Source organism: Geminocystis sp. CENA526, from assembly GCF_050753365.1.
Taxonomy (GTDB): Bacteria; Cyanobacteriota; Cyanobacteriia; order Cyanobacteriales; family Cyanobacteriaceae; genus Geminocystis.
This window is the reverse complement of the sequence record NZ_JBLZFY010000038.1, coordinates 18,742-36,334: the sequence shown is the minus strand read 5'-3', so window position 1 is coordinate 36,334 and position 17,593 is coordinate 18,742. Positions and strand designations below refer to the sequence as shown.

19 protein-coding genes are annotated in these 17,593 nt (G+C 32.8%); 6 read left to right on the top strand and 13 right to left on the bottom strand.

The window, feature by feature from the left end; all coding sequences use genetic code 11:
• Window positions 1–314: Uma2 family endonuclease (locus ACN4EE_RS11955; RefSeq protein WP_431706674.1), on the top strand; the 314-nt coding region annotated here is incomplete at its 5' end.
• Window positions 315–325: 11 nt separating this feature from the next.
• On the opposite strand, the gene ACN4EE_RS11950 is transcribed toward ACN4EE_RS11955, so the two are convergent.
• The gene (locus tag ACN4EE_RS11950; RefSeq protein ID WP_431706673.1) at window positions 326–991 is read right to left on the bottom strand and encodes a YqiA/YcfP family alpha/beta fold hydrolase; all 666 of its coding nucleotides are present in this window, start codon (window positions 989–991) and stop codon (window positions 326–328) included.
• Window positions 992–1,188: 197 nt separating this feature from the next.
• On the opposite strand from ACN4EE_RS11950, the gene ACN4EE_RS11945 reads away from it, so the two are divergent.
• Entirely contained in the window at window positions 1,189–2,433 is a 1,245-nt protein-coding gene (locus tag ACN4EE_RS11945; protein ID WP_431706672.1) for an FIST signal transduction protein, read from the top strand.
• Window positions 2,434–2,678: 245 nt separating this feature from the next.
• Window positions 2,679–3,149: a hypothetical protein gene (locus ACN4EE_RS11940; protein WP_431706671.1), complete on the top strand. Its 471-nt coding sequence runs from the start codon at window positions 2,679–2,681 to the stop codon at window positions 3,147–3,149.
• 173 nt (window positions 3,150–3,322) lie between these two features.
• Here the strand turns inward: ACN4EE_RS11940 and ACN4EE_RS11935 are convergent, their stop codons facing one another.
• From ACN4EE_RS11935 to ACN4EE_RS11920, 4 genes are all read right to left on the bottom strand, one after another.
• On the bottom strand, window positions 3,323–4,138 hold the full coding sequence (locus ACN4EE_RS11935) for a M48 family metallopeptidase (protein WP_431706670.1): 816 nt from the start codon (window positions 4,136–4,138) through the stop codon (window positions 3,323–3,325).
• Window positions 4,139–4,263: 125 nt separating this feature from the next.
• Window positions 4,264–4,968 carry a TIGR00266 family protein gene (locus tag ACN4EE_RS11930; protein WP_431706669.1) on the bottom strand — a complete coding sequence of 235 codons (705 nt, stop codon included), beginning with the start codon at window positions 4,966–4,968 and terminating at the stop codon, window positions 4,264–4,266.
• Between the two features lie 80 nt (window positions 4,969–5,048).
• A complete protein-coding gene (locus ACN4EE_RS11925; protein ID WP_431706668.1) occupies window positions 5,049–5,726 on the bottom strand; it encodes a TIGR00266 family protein in 678 nt (225 codons plus the stop codon).
• A gap of 3 nt (window positions 5,727–5,729) precedes the next feature.
• Complete coding sequence (locus tag ACN4EE_RS11920) at window positions 5,730–6,392, bottom strand: TIGR00266 family protein (RefSeq protein WP_431706667.1); 663 nt, start codon at window positions 6,390–6,392, stop codon at window positions 5,730–5,732.
• 220 nt (window positions 6,393–6,612) lie between these two features.
• Here ACN4EE_RS11920 and ACN4EE_RS11915 point away from each other — a divergent pair, with 220 nt between their 5' ends.
• Window positions 6,613–6,753, top strand: a complete 141-nt coding sequence (locus tag ACN4EE_RS11915; RefSeq protein ID WP_431706666.1) for a hypothetical protein — start codon at window positions 6,613–6,615, stop codon at window positions 6,751–6,753.
• Between the two features lie 725 nt (window positions 6,754–7,478).
• A complete protein-coding gene (locus ACN4EE_RS11910; RefSeq protein ID WP_431706665.1) occupies window positions 7,479–8,747 on the top strand; it encodes a hypothetical protein in 1,269 nt (422 codons plus the stop codon).
• 287 nt (window positions 8,748–9,034) lie between these two features.
• Here the strand turns inward: ACN4EE_RS11910 and ACN4EE_RS11905 are convergent, their stop codons facing one another.
• Both ACN4EE_RS11905 and ACN4EE_RS11900 read right to left on the bottom strand, forming a co-directional pair.
• Complete coding sequence (locus ACN4EE_RS11905; protein ID WP_431706664.1) at window positions 9,035–9,361, bottom strand: hypothetical protein; 327 nt, start codon at window positions 9,359–9,361, stop codon at window positions 9,035–9,037.
• 85 nt (window positions 9,362–9,446) lie between these two features.
• Window positions 9,447–10,949, bottom strand: a complete 1,503-nt coding sequence (locus tag ACN4EE_RS11900; RefSeq protein ID WP_431706663.1) for a hydroxysqualene dehydroxylase — start codon at window positions 10,947–10,949, stop codon at window positions 9,447–9,449.
• A 274-nt stretch (window positions 10,950–11,223) separates the two neighbouring features.
• Between ACN4EE_RS11900 and ACN4EE_RS11895 the strand changes: the two genes are divergently transcribed.
• A complete protein-coding gene (locus ACN4EE_RS11895; RefSeq protein WP_431706662.1) occupies window positions 11,224–12,591 on the top strand; it encodes a hypothetical protein in 1,368 nt (455 codons plus the stop codon).
• A gap of 16 nt (window positions 12,592–12,607) precedes the next feature.
• Here the strand turns inward: ACN4EE_RS11895 and rsmD are convergent, their stop codons facing one another.
• The 6 genes from rsmD to ACN4EE_RS11865 all read right to left on the bottom strand — a co-directional run bounded on the left by rsmD (window position 12,608) and on the right by ACN4EE_RS11865 (window position 17,459).
• The gene (rsmD, locus tag ACN4EE_RS11890; protein WP_431706661.1) at window positions 12,608–13,135 is read right to left on the bottom strand and encodes a 16S rRNA (guanine(966)-N(2))-methyltransferase RsmD; all 528 of its coding nucleotides are present in this window, start codon (window positions 13,133–13,135) and stop codon (window positions 12,608–12,610) included.
• 56 nt (window positions 13,136–13,191) lie between these two features.
• Window positions 13,192–13,554: a DUF5615 family PIN-like protein gene (locus ACN4EE_RS11885; RefSeq protein WP_431706660.1), complete on the bottom strand. Its 363-nt coding sequence runs from the start codon at window positions 13,552–13,554 to the stop codon at window positions 13,192–13,194.
• On the bottom strand, window positions 13,529–13,885 hold the full coding sequence (locus tag ACN4EE_RS11880; RefSeq protein WP_431706659.1) for a DUF433 domain-containing protein: 357 nt from the start codon (window positions 13,883–13,885) through the stop codon (window positions 13,529–13,531). The genes ACN4EE_RS11885 and ACN4EE_RS11880 overlap by 26 nt, the downstream gene beginning before the upstream one ends.
• A 111-nt stretch (window positions 13,886–13,996) precedes the next feature.
• Window positions 13,997–14,578 carry a Uma2 family endonuclease gene (locus ACN4EE_RS11875; protein ID WP_431706657.1) on the bottom strand — a complete coding sequence of 194 codons (582 nt, stop codon included), beginning with the start codon at window positions 14,576–14,578 and terminating at the stop codon, window positions 13,997–13,999.
• A 237-nt stretch (window positions 14,579–14,815) separates the two neighbouring features.
• Window positions 14,816–16,810, bottom strand: coding sequence for a glycoside hydrolase family 10 protein (locus tag ACN4EE_RS11870; RefSeq protein WP_431706656.1), 1,995 nt, complete (start codon window positions 16,808–16,810; stop codon window positions 14,816–14,818).
• 109 nt (window positions 16,811–16,919) lie between these two features.
• Window positions 16,920–17,459: a GIY-YIG nuclease family protein gene (locus ACN4EE_RS11865; RefSeq protein ID WP_431706655.1), complete on the bottom strand. Its 540-nt coding sequence runs from the start codon at window positions 17,457–17,459 to the stop codon at window positions 16,920–16,922.
• Window positions 17,460–17,593: the final 134 nt, after the last annotated feature.

Here is a 17,593-nt window from a genome sequence, read left to right as displayed (position 1 = left end):
ATCGAAGTCCAGATGTGGCTTGGGTATCTTTGGCAAAATGGGAAGCATTGAGCGAAAAAGAAAAGGAAGGATTCCCCCCTATTTGTCCTGATTTTGTCATAGAATTAAGATCAAAAACTGATAGGCTTAAGCCATTACAAGAAAAAATGAGGGAATATTTAGACTCTGGATTAGCGTTAGGATGGTTAATTAATCCACAGGATAAAACCGTTGAAATTTATCGTCAAAATCAACCTGTTGAAATGGTAACAATGCCCGTTAATTTATCAGGAGAAAATGTATTATTAGGCTTAGAAATAACTTTAGATTACTAAATATCAAAAAATTATTTTAAGACTTTGGTAAAATCAATAATTTCTAACCACATTTGATCTACACAGTCACCCAGAGTATGATCACTGTTATACTCTTTTAAGATAACTTGAGGACGATCGAAAGCATATTCTCGACTAACTTCAATGGGAATAGTATCATCTTCCGTGCCATGAAAAATTAAAGTGGGAATATCATAATTTACGATCGAATCATCATAAGTTATTAAGTCTTTCCAAAAATTATAACTTAATAATAATTCCTTATTTTCTCCGTGGTGATAGACGGAAATAAAGCCTTTTTCTTGCCATTGTTTTAAGGCTTCTTCTGTCAATTTTGGTAGCCAACTTTTAGCAAAGTTTAAGGCAGGTGCGATTAAAATTAACGCCTTAATCCTGTCACTATATTTATAACCTATCCAATGAGCGGTTAATCCGCCAAAACTCGAACCGATTAAGATAAATTGTTGATGGGGGTTATCTTCAATAATCTGACTAACTTGATTAATTTGACGAGTGAGACTAAGATTAACAAAGTCTGGTTGGTTAAAGTCGAGAATATTTAATGTAATTCCTATTTCTTGGTATTTTTTAGTAAAATAAACTGCTTTATAAGATTTTGGACTTGAGGTAAAACCGTGTAAGTAAAGATATTGATAATTTTGTGTGGGTTGATTCATAAAAATAATGAGGAATGAGGAATGAGGAATGAGGAATGAGGAATGAGGAATGAGGAATTAACAATTAACGATAAAAAAATATTCACTATTCACTATTCACTATTCACTATTCACTATTTTTCGTTGTATATTTGATCAATACTAGGAATTTTACTATTCTTATATCAGACATCTCGATCGATTAGGATAAATATATCATGTCAAATCAAATTCAGTGGGTTAATGCTTTATCAACTAATGCGTCTCTGGAAAAAGCCATTAATGAAGTGGTGACAAAAATTAAATCGAAATTAACCACTAACCCCGATATAGGTATTGTCTTTATTTCTTCGGCTTTTGCTAGTGATTATCCTCGACTGATGCCCATTTTATTGGAGAAACTTCCGTTACCTTGTGTCATTGGTTGCGGTGGAGGAGGCATTGTGGGTATGAAAAATGGTTATCAACCGAAGGAAGTGGAGGGATACCCAGCTTTGAGTTTGACGGTGGCTAGTTTGCCTGATGTGGAAATTACTCCTTTTTATGTAACTTCTCAAGATTTACCGGATTTGGATAGCGCCCCGAATCAATGGTGGGAGATGATTGGGGTAAGTATAGAAAAACAACCTAGTTTTATTTTATTATCCGATCCTTTCTCGACTAAAATCAATGAATTGTTAGAAGGTTTAGATTTTGCTTACCCGAATATGGTTAAGGTGGGAGGTTTAGCTAGTGCTAGTACTATGGGGGTTGGTAGTGGTTTATTCTATTTTAATGGGGAAGATACTGAGGAATATTTCTATTCTCAAGGTACTGTGGGAGTTGCCCTTAGTGGTAATATTAAGGTTGACTCGATCGTAGCGCAAGGATGTCGCCCCATTGGAGATATTTTTCAAGTCACCCAAGGGGAAAGAAATATTATTGTAGAAATGACTGACAATGCGGGTAATACTGATAACCCTTTAACCCTACTAAGAAAATTAATAGCCCAACTTAGCCCCGAAGATCAAGAATTAGCACAATACGCCCTTTTTATTGGCATCGTGGGGGATGAATTTAAGTTACAACTAAAAGCAGGAGATTTTCTTATTCGCAATCTTGTCGGTGTTGATCCAAAATACGGTGCGATTGCAGTAGGTGACAAAATTAGGGCAGGGCAAAGAGTACGTTTTCACCTTCGAGATGCTAAGGCTTCCGCCGATGATTTAGAAACATTGTTAACTAACTATTGTAATGATCCATCCTATAGAGAAAACTCTATCGGTGCTTTGATGTTTTCTTGTATGGGAAGGGGTGAGGGTTTATATGGTAAACCGAATTTCGATTCTCAACTATTTCTTGACTATGTAACGGATATTCCTGTAGCAGGTTTTTTCTGTAATGGCGAAATTGGGCAAGTGGGAAGCACTACTTTTTTACATGGCTATACTTCCGTTTTTGGTATTTTCTCTCAACTATCATAACCTGAGTTCGATCGAGAAAACAAAGAAGAAATTATGACATAATCAAAAGTTTATTTTAGAGATTTACAGCGAAAGAAAAAATGATTTTGTAAGCAATATTTAAGTACAAGATGGAATGAAATTAAACGCAGGAGATTATCTTTTTATTCCTGCTCAAACTCTTCATCAAGTCTTCAAAACATCGATTAATTGTGTTCGATTAACCTTCCATATTTATCCTTAATAATAACTGAGTTCGATCGAACATGAATAAATTAGAGTTACAGAGTAAAATATACCGTTTTGATAATGATGATAACCTTTATTTTGTTAGTATAATTCTCGTGGATGGGGATTCGATCGTTGATTTTTTCTATTATGCAACATCCTTGACAGAATTAAAAGACAGTCTCGAAAATAACGGAAAATACTTTATCCTCACCTGTTGGTGTGGTGTGCCAGATTGTGCAGGAATTGAGCAAGGTATTCAAGTAACTCACTATCAAAATACCGTTACATGGACAATTACTCAACCTAAACCTCATCGTATTTTCACCTTTTATGCCGATGACTATAAAACGATTATTACCGAAGGAATCGCAAAAATCAAACAAGATTTAGCTAATTTATGCTTGACAAAAACAGGAGAAAAGAATGATAAATTAGAGATTGTGCCAAGATGGGAAGATGATATACCATTGATTAAACTATTAGACATCTCCACCAAAAATTTTTAATTCGTAGGGGTTTAATATTATTCAATCCATCATAGTTAATATAGCAATTCTCCTTTTGGTAAGGTATAAAAATTGTCGTTGAAAGGCAAGAGTCAAGAAGCAATAAAAAAATGTACCTCATAATTTTAAAAAATCCTATATTTAATCCTCAGAAAGTTTTAACCTTTGTTTTCTCAGTCTGGAATTTTGAGAAATAAATCTTGTTTTTTCCCTAGAGTATAATTGTTCTTTTTAATTAAATTTTCTAGGTGTTTAACTCTCTTTTCTGGATGAGGATGAGTAGCTAAAAAGTCAGTAATTTTCTGTTTTTTATTTTCCTCCTTTAAACGATCGAAAAAATCTGTAGCCCCTGCTACATGACCATAATATTTATTTAATAAATTCAAACCAAATTCATCGGCTTTACTTTCCTGACTTTGAGAATATTGGGCATGGGCTAAAATATTGGCAATATCAGTACCAGATTGTAAAATTTCCACACCACCAAAAACAGAATTAATGACTATTTTTAATAATAGAATATTGCCTAAACTTCTAAGATGATCTCGATTAGCAAAATGTCCGATTTCATGGCTTAAAATCATTACCAATTCATTTTGTGATTTAACTTCTTTTAATAACCCTTCATAAATAATAATAGTATCTCCCGGAATTGCCAAAGCATTAACAGTATCTTCGGGAATATATAACACTTGATAATCTCTTTTAGAAATGCTATCATTAGGCAGTAAAGTTTCTAAATTATCAACTATTTTATTTATCTGAATTGCTGTAGAAGAAGAACTACTTTTTTGTTTGAATTGTTCCGTAATTAAAGCTCCTATTTTTTGTTCTACACTAATAGGAATAAAGTTCACTAGGTTATTAACTAAGATAAATAATCCTAAAATAAGGGAGATTCCTAACCCAGTAAATAAAGCTATGATGATTAATAACTGTCGATTATTTACTTCAGGATTTTCATTACTTATAGGTGAAGAATAAGGCATAGTATTTATGATAAAAATAAAACTTACACAATGATAATGATATTGTGTCATTGCGAGGCACGAAGCAATCTCCTAATCCTTTTTTTTGCTACAGAAACATAAGTTTTGATGAAAATTCAAGTTAATTAATTACTTTTAACAGGGCGAAAAGGATTAAGAAAATTAATTAAAGAATACAAATTGCGAGATTGTAACCATAACTTTCCATTGCCACTGAAGCGACACACTAAACCCTCACCTCCTAAAATTCCTGTTTTCAAACTACGGAAAGATAAACCCCCTATCATCTCTACATTATAATTAAGGGTATCTTCAAAGGCAACGATATAACCAGTGTCCACAATATAGTTTCCTTTAACCTCAATTTCGATGATAGCACCATAGGAACTAAACCAAAAATCCCCGATTCCTGTTGCTTTTAATAAAAATAAAGATTCTCCACTAAAAAACCCTTTAAAACCTTGAAATTTTGTATCAATTTCGATCGAACTGCCACAGGCAACAAAACCCGAAGATTGCACCATTAAACCACAATTTCCGTTTAAATAATAATAGGAAATATCCCCCGGCTCCCCCGGAGAAATATATAATTCTCCAGATTTTTTTTTAGCGGTAAATTCACTTAAAAATAAAGATTCGCCTCCAAACATTCTAGCGACACTTTTGCCTAAACCACCGCGCATTTTAGACTTCATTTCGATACAAGAATCCATCGCCGCCATGCCTCCAGCTTCAACAATTACTGTTTGATTAGCTTGAAGTTCTAAAATTAAAAAAGCATAAGCTGGATTATGTTCAATTCGATACTTTATTTTTGATTTATTTAGCATATAAAAATCCTATTTGAAAATAATAAATAATAACTAGGTATTAGGTTATTAATTCTTAATTCTTAATTCTTAATTCTTCATTATCTTGGTGGTAATTGTGAGCCAATTAAACTACCAAAACTACCCGGATTATGGGTTTGACAAAATACTTTTCCTTTCCCAAAAAAACGACACACTAAACCTTCTCCTCCTAAAAATGAACCTAGTAAACTACTTCCTGCTTTACCTATTTTAAAATCTAAAGTTTTCTCAAAAGCAACAATATGCCCTGTATCAACAATATATTCACCATCAACATCTATTTCATAAATACCACCGAAAGAGCTAAGAATTACCGCCCCAAATCCTGTGATACTTAACCAAAAAACTGATTCTCCTGAAAAGAGAGATTTGAAACCTTGAAATCCTAAGTCTATGTCAACTCCAGAGGCACAAGCTAAATAAGAGCCTGATTGAACTACTATTTCATTACCAGTCATTTCATAAACAATAATATCACCGATGAAACGAGGTGCTAAAAAAATTTCCCCGTTAGGTTGATAGCAACGAAAAACACTGAGAAATAATGATTCTCCTCCTACTATTCTTTTTAAACCGCCTAATATTCCCCCTCCTTTTCCTTGTCTTAAAGTAGTGCTAACGTTTATAAAATCGCTCATAGCAACCATTGTACCCGCTTCAGCAATTAATTCTTCTTGGGCATTCATGGTTATTTTGGCGATCGAACTATCGGGTTGTTGTAAAATTTGTATATCCATAAATTATCTTACTTTAGGGCGTAAAAAACCGACTAAACCACTGACACTGCGAGATTGAATTAAAATAGTACCTCTACCTTTCAATTTAGTGACAAAACCTTCCCCAGAAGTCATGGAAGACAATAAGCCACCAGATAAACCGACACTTAGTTTGATATTAGAGTCATAACCGAGAAGATGACTACTATCAACGATAAACTCTCCGTTAATTTCTTTGTGAGTAATACCGCCATAACCACCAAATAAGACTCTACCTTTACCGCTAAATTTTAGTTTAAATAAGCCTTCCCCCGCAAACCAACTAGCAAAACCCGCCCATTTAACCCCCATTTTAACGCCTCCAGCATGAGCAATATATGCTCCAGCTTCTAAACAAATGCTTTTACCTTCTAATTTAAAGGCTTCCACATCCCCAATTACGGATTGAGTTAACACAAGATTTAAGGGGCGATTAGTTTTATTATGAAAAACATTAACAAATAAGGATTCTCCGCCAAAAAATTTACGCATCAAAGCAGGAATTAAACCCCCAGAAAATTCCGTTGTCATAGTTATATCTGCATCCATGCTAACCATAGCACCAGCTTCGGCGGTAATCTTTTCTTTTGGTTCTAAAGTTACAAAAATAGTGGCAAAAGCAGGGCGATAGCGAATATCATATTTCATAATTTAAACCATAAGTTAGGCTAAATCACTGTACGGATAAATCTTAACATTTTTAGTACTTACCCATTTGTATAAAAAATCATGTTTTGAAAAAGGTGTTAGGTTAAATTAAAACTGTGGTTAAACTACGCTCACTAATCATAAAAAATTTAAGTTAAATGTATTTTAGCTTATCAATTAAAGCTCGATCGAGCCTATCATAGAAAATAGATAAGAGGATGTGCCCATTTTCATCACCGATAGTCGTAGGGTGATAGAAAAAACAGGGTGGAAACGCCAACGGGATGCAAAAATGACTTTAATATATATTTACGAGTGGATTAGAGATAATGAAGTGATTGTGAAAGGAATTTTTGTTTAAATGATCACAAAGTAGTGTATAAATATATGAAAAGGTTTATTGAACTCAGGCAATCATTCGTAAAACAGGCATCTTGCCTAATATTTATTAGAAAAAACACTACTAACTAATATCTTTTATTTAAAATCGTGGTACAAATTGTCTTAATTACGTGTTCAGCAGGGTTAATCGGTTCAGAATCGGTGAAATACTTTGCTGATTTAGGTTTTGACGTAATAGGCATTGACAACAATATGCCTCTACACAATGGAATAAAAATTACCTATTAAGTACTTACAGAAAAACTATACTCATTTTGACGTGGATATTCGAGATCAAAGTTCGATCGAATTTTTGTCTCTAATTTCTTTGAACATTTACGCAATAAAGTAGAATTAGTCTCAATTTTAGCAGTATGTTATCAACTATTAAACGAAGGAGAATCACTATTAATTATTCAACCTAATTTTAAATATTGTTATAAAGAATACTATGATTTTATTGATCATCAATTACCCATAACTCATCTATCGTTACAAAAAATTTTAAGTACGATCGGCTTTAAAATTGATGTATTAATTTCTCAATTTTTCCCTTTTTCTACGAGGGGAAATCCTAGCTCACCTTTATTGCTATCAATTTACTTAAAATTACCTATTTTCTGGTCAATTTTAGGCTCTCAAATGTTCATTAAAGCAGTTAAATAACTTAGATAAATTAAAAATTAATAAGAATATAAAGTAGTCATGCTTACTAAAATTAAAAATAATATAAATAATATTAACTTATTGATTAATATATTAGGTTTTTTTGCTTTGGTAATGTTAGTTATTTTTTCCCCTAATAATCTTGTCTATGATGAGGGTTTCCATCAATTTCAGGTTGAATTACTGAATGAGTATGGATTATCCATGAGATTCTTACAAGGAAGTGATGAATCAGCACCCGGTCCAACGTATGCAATAATACATTATCTATTTCAAAGTTTGACTAATTTGGAAGCACCTCAAATAAGAATTATCAATGTTGTACTTTTACTTGTGATTATTTTAATCATTAAGAATATTGCCTCTTTATTAGATTATCAAAATTCATGGAATTTAAGTTTCAGTATAATGTCAATTCCTTTCATCTGGCCTGTTTCTGGAATGGCTTTAACAGAAATACCAGCAATGTTTTTTGCTTGTTTAGGAGTATATTTTCTGTTATTGGGAATGAAAAATGATACAAATAAAGTAGCTTTTTCATCAGTTTTTTTGGGAGGATTTTTATTTTCTTTTGCAATATTAGGTCGTCAAACTTTTTTATTAATATTATTCTGTCTGCCTTTTTTGATAATAACATTTAACCAAAATTTTAATATTAATCAATTAATTAAAAGCATTAATAAAAAACAAATATTAACAATATTATTATTTATAATACCTAGTCTTATTTTACCAATAATACAGTTTATTATTTGGGGTGGCTTAGTGCCGTCTGGTCAAAAAGCTATCGGTTCAGGATATTCTTTAATTCATTTCTTTTTATCTTTAGCTTATGGAGGAGTTGGGATGTTTTTATTAACTCCAAATTGGTTTAATTTAAAAAGCAAAATTTATCTTCAAATAGTGATAATAACAGGGGGAATTAATTTAATTTTTGGTTGGGTTGAAATAATACCATTTTCATCTTTAGCAAAAAAAGTTTTACCTAATATTTTCGTAATCATTTATGGTAGATTTACCTCATCATTGTTAATGTCAATAGGTGTTATTTTTATTATTTCTACAGTAGTCAATATATGGAAAAATAGAAATAATCAAACATTCTCTTTTTTTGCCTTTGCGATACTTCTTTCACTATTTGGATTCGGCAAAATTACTCATTTATTTTCTAGTAGATATGTGACAACTATTGTACCATTTATGATCTTAGCATCACCAATATATTATTGTAATAATTTTAGTAAAATTCTCTTAACTATTACTGGTAATATTTTAGGTTTTTTTAGTTTATATTCCTATTTTATCTAATGATCTTGATGAATTTTATTGGTGATAGTCTGACAATGAGGACGATCGAATGCTTTGGGTCAGGTACAATTAGAAATGTTAAACAGTGAGAAATATCAAAATCCTTTTTATTGGGGAGCTTTTATTCCTTCGGATGATTGGCGTAGTCTGGATTAATTTTTTTGTGTATTTTGTACAAAAGTCTTTTTTGTCTAAAGTACAGTCATAATGAATAAAGTGTTAATCAATAACCCATTATGCATACGAAATATTTTTAACAAGACTACGTTTCAATTCTCAATTTTCAATTATTTATTAAAGGTATTATCTTGACTAAAAAGACTCTTAATTTTTTCTATCCATCCCCAAATATCTTCATAGGAAATTTTCAGTAAAGAAAGTATCCCCACTAAGATTAATATTGAGCCAAATAAGAAGTTATTATCATATAAATATAAACCCACAATAACGATAAAATAGGGGGATAAAATACCGCTAATTTTCTCTACTAATTTCACCATTGATTGTTGCTCGATCGGCAATTCTGGAGTTAAAGATTCAGGATTATTATTCATCACTAAATCTTCAATTTGAGTTGTATTTGCTTGTTTTTCGGGATTATTTTTACTAAACATAATAAGAATTAAGAATTAAGAATTAAGAATTAAAAATTAAGAATTAACAAATTTTACTTATTACTCATTACTCATTACTTTTTAATTATGGTAGCCAAAAATCAGGTAAAAAACCCTTACTCAAAGTACGAATATTTTTATTAATTGTACGCCCTATTTCGATATGAGGTTCATCTTTTTCCACTGGAATAATATTAGCTTGTTTTCCCATATTAAAATATTTTATCGTTTCATTAGCAGACTCTAAACCTGTGACAAGGGCTTTTTCTTGTGACCATGAGCCGTGATCTGTTATGATCCAGTCACCTGCCATGAATAAATTGGGGATACTGGTATTGACTTTCAACAGGTGTTGATAACTGCCGGGGGAGAAATGAGTTACTCCTTGGGGTACTCTTACTATAGAATAGTCGATAATTTCGGCGTTGGCAAAGTCACCGATACAAGTGGTTAAGTCTTGATGTACTTTTTGAATTATTCTCTCGTCACTCATACATAACAGTTGATTGGCGTGGTAAAAATCAACCTCGATAACGCTTCCTTCTTCATCTTTATATTTGTCATGGAGGGTATTGAGATCAAAAAATGTCCATCCTGTGGTGTTGTCAAAACCAAAACAAGCATTGGAAGGCAAGGGAATATTAATCCGTATATCAAACCATAACCTAACGGCTAATACATCGATCGAACTCAAATTCTGTAAATTCCGAAATTCTTGATATTTACTCAAATTAGGGCTATTACTGACGATTTTCTTCATACCAGAAATGCTAACCCCCGAAATCACCGCTTCAGTTTCAAAAACTTCCTCTCCACACACAACAGCAGTGGCTTTTCCTTCGGTATCGATAACCATATCCGTGACTCGTTTATTAGTTAAAACCTTCCCCCCCAACTCCTCTATTTTCTCAATCCAAGGCTGAAAAATCATTTCTCCTACTGTGCCACGACACCACATCACATCAAAATTAGGTTGATGGGCAAGGATAAAATAATATAACATTCCTAAAGCCGCCGCCGCACTGCATTGCTCACCCGGAGCGAACAAACCTACTAACAACATCGGTTCAAAGGAATCTTTATAAAGTCTTTGGGATACGCCGTATTGTTTAAACAACTCTCTTGCTGTTACTTTGTCGTATCTTTCCCATGCCTCTGGAGAATTGTCAAAATCTAGTAAAGCATACATTAAGGGTAACGCAGAAGCTCGATCGAGCCAAGGCAAACGGTAAAAATCAGGATAAAGAAAAGTGCCTAATGGAGTAGGTAAGAGAGGTTTTTCTTGAAAAATAGGGGATGATGTTTCTAAACCATAGGGAGAATATTGGTTCGATCGAGTATAAGGGGTAAAGGGATGTAATTTCAACTCCCTGACTAGATGAAAAATATTTTCGTAGGGATACCAAAAACCGTGTATTCCAGCCTCCACACTTCTACCTTGGGGAGTTTTCCATCCTGCCACTAATCCTCCAGCATAAGAGGAGGCTTCCAGTAAAGTAACATCATAACCTTGCTTGACGAGGTGATAAGTAGCACCTAAACCTGCCCAACCTGCACCAATAACAACGATTTTCTTTTTCTCTGACATTATGATTGCTAAAAATATGAAGAATCATTACATTTTATCAGTAAGAAAGAAAAGATAAATGAAAAACAGTCTTAAATCATAATAAATAGACAACAATTTTCTCAGGATTGATTTCTGATTGCTATAGTCAATAATCAATATGATTATATAGTATTAATTGTAATTAGAATTTTAGTTCAATTTTAGAACTCACGCACTAACACTGTAACTAATTATAATGTCAGGTATAGATTAATACTCCTATCACTCATTACTCATTATTTCATTACTTATTATGAATCTAGCAGACAATCTCTTTCAGTGTCGTCAAATATTCCAATGTGCGATGACAACATTAGGTTTTTCTTTGACAGAGGAGAAAATCTGTGAAATTTCTCAATTAATTATCGATGGAATGGGAGGAAAATGGCGCAGTTTTCATACTTTTGAACATATCTTAATGTTATCAAAAACCACTGAACCTTTGATTAGTTTGGCAGGATTATTTCATGATTTAATCTATTTACAAGTTGATGAAAATATCCCCTTTAATTTAACTTCCTATGTGAATCCTTTTATTATTGAAAAAGAAGGTTCATTTTTTATCAAATCTAGTATTGATTATCAAGATAAATGTTTCTCTATTATTTTGCAAATTTTTGACTTTAATTTAGGAGATAAATTATTAGCGGTAAAAGGACAAAATGAGTTTTTAAGTGCCTTAATTGCCAGTCAAATTTTACAACCTTATTTACCATTATCTCTTATTACTCGTATTGTTACTATTATTGAATTAACTATCCCTTTTCGTAAATCAAAAGAGAAAAATAAGACGATTCCTCAACAACTTCAAAATCGTTTAGAAATAGTTAATAAAAATTTTAATTTAGGTTTAACTCAAGAAGAAATTACTCTTACTATTATTCAAGCAGTTAAATTAGCTAATCTTGATGTTAGTGGTTTTGCTTCTGATGATGTTGAAGATTTTGTCAAAAATACATGGCTATTATTACCAGAAACTAATCATTGTTTATATGAGACGCAAAAATATTCTCTTCAAGATTATCGTTTCGCTTTAGTCAATACCACTAAATTTATTAATTTTATCTCTCCTGATTTAGTTTTTCATCGTTACCATAATGAACCAAATATAGATACTTTTCAAGAATTAATTACTCGTTGCGAAAATAATCTTCATATTGTCAGAATATATCTGGAAATAAAATTAGTTAGTATTGCTATTTTAGAGGCGTTATCTTCCCGTTTTTACCCTCCTATGACACTAAGTTTTTTTTGGAATCCTCATCCTGATAATAACTTTCCCCATGCTTCTATTTTTGATTTTCTGCCTTCTGTTTCTGGTTATCAACCTCAAAATAATCAAGAAAAAATAATCTTAGATTTATTCTCTTGCAAGTCTTCTTCAAATTTATTTCCTGATGTCAATCATTCCCTTTTTTGCCTTTTCATTATTAATCATCTTTCTTTGCAGGGATTTCAGCAATATAGTTCTCAATGTTATCATTTTTTCAATGGTCAACTTACTGCTGAAAAATTTTTGTCGATTTTTCCCCCTAGTTTAATCTCTATAGTATCAAATTCGATCGAACAGTTATTAGAACATCAAAAAGGATTGATTATTAGTGTTGATGATTTATCCTAAATGTTTTATGATAAGATTAATATGAATAAAAATTAATAGCAATATTACCGTAGAATTTTGTTTGAATTAGTGTGAATTTTTGTTGTTCACTAATTTGTGATTTTTTGGGATCATATTCTACTGCTATTTGCCCTTTTAATAGTTCGTAATCATAAATTAAATTTAAGACTCGATCGTACAGATCACTATGATAAGGTGGATCAAAGTAAATTAGATCAAATTTTTGTCCTTTTAAACTCTTTAATCTCTGTAAAATATCTCCTCTTAAAACCTTAAATTTTTGCCCTTCTTGAGCTACTTTTTGCCAATTTTCCCGAATAATTTGACAGGCAATAGGTGACTTTTCGATGGCAACTACTTCGATCGCACCACGACAAAGTGCTTCTGCCCCCATTGTACCATTTCCTGCACATAAATCTAACCAAGAAGCGGACTCAATATCATCTTTCCAAATATTAAATATAGCCTCTCTAACTTTAGAAGTTGTCGGGCGAGTATCTTTTCCTGATAAAGTTTTTATTTCTCTGTTACCGTAAATACGCATTTTGTAAAAAATAATGACATGAATACCAGCTTTATAATAAAACTGCTCACTACAAACTAAGATAAAGGTAAGTAAGAAATTCGATCTCTATACTCACCTTCCACGGACACCAGAGCAACTAAAACTAATTCATCAAGAGTTTCTCCCACACTCATATTCGGATTTAGCTGGAAAATTCCTGATATATGATGTCCCTGGGCTAGATGATCGATCAAATGAACTGGCATCGATCTACGATTATTTGTAACCAAAATGAAGTCGTATTTTTCGCACCAAAGGAGGATTTCGGGATCTAAAGTACCTTTTGGTGGAGTATTAGGATCGCCTACTGCCCATACTACTAAGTCGGGTTCTTTGTGTCGTAACTGTATTTGGTAAATTGGATCGAGGTTTTCATCCATTAAATACTTGATTGGCATAGGATTTACCCAATTTTAATCGTTCGGCTTTAAGTTGACGCAATTTCTCAAAAACAGGTAACGGATTACGCTTTTGTTCTTCTCGCATTTGATGCCCCCATTCTAACCAATCGGCGATATATTGGCTTATTTCCTCTTTATTTTCAAGGTAATAAAGGATAGTTGCATATACTTGTGCTAAAGTCAGGGAAGGGTAAGTTTTGGCTATCTGCTCAGGAGTGCGTTCACGATAAATATAATCGTATAAAATAGTTTCAATGCCAACCCTTGTACCTTTAACACGGATGTCATTCGGGGCTAAAAAAGAGAAATATTCTGCTATTTTTTCCATATTTTCTCATACTTTATTTGTGTCTAAAATTATAAGGCAGTTGATTCCAGTATAACAATTAAATCTAATAACCTTCATATTTTGTTTGTAGTAAAGGCTTTAGCCTTTTGTTTAATCAGTAAAAATATCGGTTAAATCTAAGACAAAATTAGGTAATATATCTTCTCCTGAAATAGTGGCAGGATTATTAAGTATTGTTATGGGTTGATTCGATCGATAAATTTCTATAATTTTGCTTTGAGGATCGATTAACCAACCTAATTGTAAACCATTTTCTAAATACTCCATCATCTTTTTTCTAGTATCTTCAATCTCATCATTTAAAGATAATAATTCGATAAGAAAATCGGGACATATTGGCGCAAATTTACGTCTTTCTTCGTAGGTTAATTGTTGCCATCTTTCTAATTTTATCCAAGAAACATCGGGAGATCGAATCGCACCATTGGGAAGTTTAAAACCTGTGGAAGAATCAAAACCAATGCCTAATTTATAACGATTATTCCAAGCCCATAATTGTCCTGATAAACTACAATTTTTTTGCCCTATTTCGCTTCCTGTGGGAGGCATAATAATTAATTCTCCTTTCTGATTTCGTTCAAAATTCAAGTTTTGATTATGCTGACAAATACTGATAAATTGTTCATCATCAAGAATTAAAGTGGGATTTAAGTTAAGAGTTAAAGTAGTCATTTTTCCCCCATATTTTGAAAAATTTTATAGTATCAAATATTTAATTATCCAATACATTTTGTTAACGTAGGGGTTGAACACCGTTCAACCCGTCAACCCCTTAATCTTAATCATCTTCAAATTTATTGAGTAAACCTAAACCTTATTTATAGTTTTTTGATGGGGTGGGTTTAATATATTAAACCCCTACATTATTGATTCTTTATTTCAGTTATCGATCGAATTCGAGTGTATTTTTCAATTTTCAATTTTTGTTAATTGTTGATTGTTCGATCGATTTGCAATAACAGTTCTTTGTCCGTATTTTAATAAATTATCGATGATAATTAAACGATTTTGCCATGTTTGTACTTGGGGTTGATTTTGCTTTTTGTGTTGCCCTAAGTATTGAGGTAGTCTCATTTTTAAAGAAGACAACTCTGTTTCTGCGGTGGCTAAATTTTCGGGGCTAGGATTTTGCTCTAACTGTTTGAGTCGATCGTGTAGTTTATCCGCTTGACTTGCCCATTCCTTGAGCGCACGAGGTTCGATCGAAATTTGATGATTCATTAACATAAAATTCCACTCTTTTTGTAGTGCCTGATAACGAACTAAAGCACTTTGGAAAGGTTGACGATGGGGTAAAGGTTCGGTTACTTCTTGGGGAATGCCTTGAGTCGTCTTAAACATTGCTTGTAATTCGGTATTAAAATTTTCGGCGGCAAATAAAGCAAAACCACCAGAAGGCATATTGCGAATAGATTGTAATTGATCAAAGGCTTCGGAATTAGGCAAATTCAATAAACGAATACCGGGGATAATTAAACTAGGATTACGATGAGAAAACTCATATACCCCTTGATTACGCTCTTCAAAACTTCCCGTATATAAGGCATAAGTCATTAATACCATCATGTCCACCCACTCACTATAAATCCATTCTTCCCAATGCTGTTGTAAGGTGTTAAGACGTTCTCGTCGTTCCATAGGAAATACAGCCGTGGAAATGACTAACTCAGGGCGTTTTTGTTTAAGCCGTTGCGATGCTTCAGCGACAAAACTATTAACTTGTTTGATGCGAAATGCAGTCCATTGACTCCATGCAGGGGAAGAAGGAGTTAATGTCATGGGATCAATTCCGTAGTTTTCTCTGAATAAGGCACGACTAACATCGGTATAACCAAATTGTTGTCGAGTCATAGTATCTTGAAAAGGATAACGAATGTAATCCAATTGAATGCCATCTACATTATAATTAGTGGCAATTTCTTCTAATAATTTCAGGATATAGGCTCTGGCTTGAGGATTGGCAGGATCAAAAAAGGCTTTTTTAAAGCCGGGGGTGCGGTTAAAGACTTGCCCTTGTTTATCTTTTAATACCCAACTAGGATTTCGTGACAATACAGGTCCTAAATAGTTCTCATCTTGCCCTAAAATGCGATTATGTCCTTGATTCGCCGCCGCAAATATCCACGCCCAAGCGTGTAATTCTATACCCCTTTCATGGGCTAATTCGATCGATGCTTGGAGAGGGTCCCATCCTTTGGTCATGGGATTTTGTTCGGGAGCGACTCTACTAGGATATATGGGATAACTGGCGTTGACTGTCTCAAAAAATACCGTATTGATGCCCGATTCTGCCATTCGATCGAACAGTGGTTTTAAATCTTCCTTCGATTTAGCCTTGACGATCGTACCTCTATCTAACCAGATGGCGCGCACTTCGGGTTGTGCAAAATGTCGATCGAGGGGATAATTATTCCAAAGTTCACGTCTAGCATCCATCCACAGTTGTCTCGCATTCCCAAAATCTTGTAAAGCTAAAGTAGGAAAATCTTGAACCACCAGTTTAGCATTAGTAAGAGCTTGATAGGTGGAGTTATTGCCATAACGGGGAGTAATTTTATTGTCTTTTGTGCGAGAGTTAGACTTAGGAGGGTTTTTCAGCACATAATCCGCAACGGCAGTCATGGGCTGTGTATATTTATGAGCTTTCGCTTCCGCCATGATGAAAGTGCTTTCTACCCGATAAATTAAATCTTCTAATTCCTGCACCATTTGCTGAATTTCCTTTTGAGAAATGGGCTTATTATTACGAGAAGCGTAGATATTTTGAGATTGAGGGGGTATAGAGTTCAGATTATGTGTAGAGGGGATATTTTGAGCAAAAACGGGAGAAGTTGAAAGGATACCGAGTAAAAGTAGCAATTTTTGCCCATGACTACTAAAACTCTTTTTACTAATTTTAATCATAAAAATATATAATACAGATTAACTTTTAAGAAATATTAAATAATATTTAATAAATCATATCAAGCTATGGTCAAACTTGAGTAATAGACTTTGACTTTAATTCTCAATTTTATTTTAAATCTAATAAACCTTCTTCTTTGAGTTTAGGATTAAAGCGAATTTCCATCTTTACTTGACGATTTTCTAAAGTGGTTTTTATTTCTTCTTCCAATCTTCTAGCAACTTTTTTCAATAACTTAATTTTGCCTAATTCATCGCTATTTTGATATGCTAATTTATCATCTTCTGTCATAGTTAATTTAGCATCAATGGCTTGAGTCCACAAATTTTCTTCGTCACTATTCCCTTTTGGTAATTCTCCATTTTCTTCTAACCAATTACGGCGAATTTGTTCTAATACAGTGCGGTTAGCTCGATCGATCTGGTAAAATTTAAACCAATAACACTGATGAGGTTGTCTAACTAAATGTTGTTTTAAACTGATTAAAAGACTGCGAGAATAACCTATATATTGCAAAATTTTATCTTGATTGAAAATTGCATAAATTCCAATTACGCCCTCTAAATTATCATTTATAGTACCGTTTTCATCAATATAGGATATAAACTCTAAATCTTTCAGAGTTATTTGTTCATAATTATCAGACATTTTAAAATAAAATTAAGTATAAAAAATTATAAGAAAAAAAGATTTTGCATAGAATCATAGGGGTTGAATATCATTCAACCCTCAAAGACTTTTAACTCTTATTGTAAGAATTTTAAAGATGTTTAATGAAGACA